This window comes from Heminiphilus faecis, assembly GCF_008728965.1.
Lineage (GTDB): Bacteria > Bacteroidota > Bacteroidia > Bacteroidales > Muribaculaceae > Muribaculum > Muribaculum faecis.
In genome coordinates this window covers 1-520 of the sequence record NZ_VSMC01000077.1, presented here as the reverse complement: position 1 = coordinate 520, position 520 = coordinate 1, and the positions used below count along the sequence as shown (strand labels likewise).

1 protein-coding gene is annotated in these 520 nt (G+C 52.3%); it reads left to right on the top strand.

Features of this window, described 5'->3' with window-relative positions; translation table 11 throughout:
* A partial coding sequence (locus FW767_RS13010; RefSeq protein ID WP_235898137.1) for a transposase occupies positions 1-452 on the top strand: 452 nt, incomplete at its 5' end.
* Between the last annotated feature and the right edge of the window lie 68 nt (positions 453-520).

The following is a 520-nucleotide window of genomic DNA, read 5'->3' as shown; positions in this document are numbered from 1 at the left end:
TAAAGCACCGTTGGGACGCCATCAATGCCGATACCGACGGCAGGGAGAGCGCAAAGATCGAGGGACGCAAGTATGTGGCGGAACGTCTTGAAAACGGCGACACGCTCAAGGAACTGCTGGCAAGAGGACGCTATGCGCTGTTCAAATCTCCCGAAAAGTGGACGGTCTCGCAAAGGCAGCGGGCCGGGATGCTGTTCAGACTATACCCGGACCTGAAGGAAGCCTACAGGCTGTCCCAGAACCTAAGGACCATATTCAACAGACGCTCGACAAAAGACTGCGCCCGATTGAATCTTGCCCGATGGTACAACAGCGTCGCCCAAGCCGGATTCAAGTCATTCAATACCATTGCTGCCACATTTTATGAGCACGCCGACGAGATACTGGGTCAGTGGATTTTCCCGGTGGGCGACGTGGATGTATCGTGGTATAGTATTACCTTTGCATCATGAAATCGGAAAAACTGCTTCGAGCCATCCTGCCGGAGGTACTCATAGATAATTTTGAAGTCGATCGTATT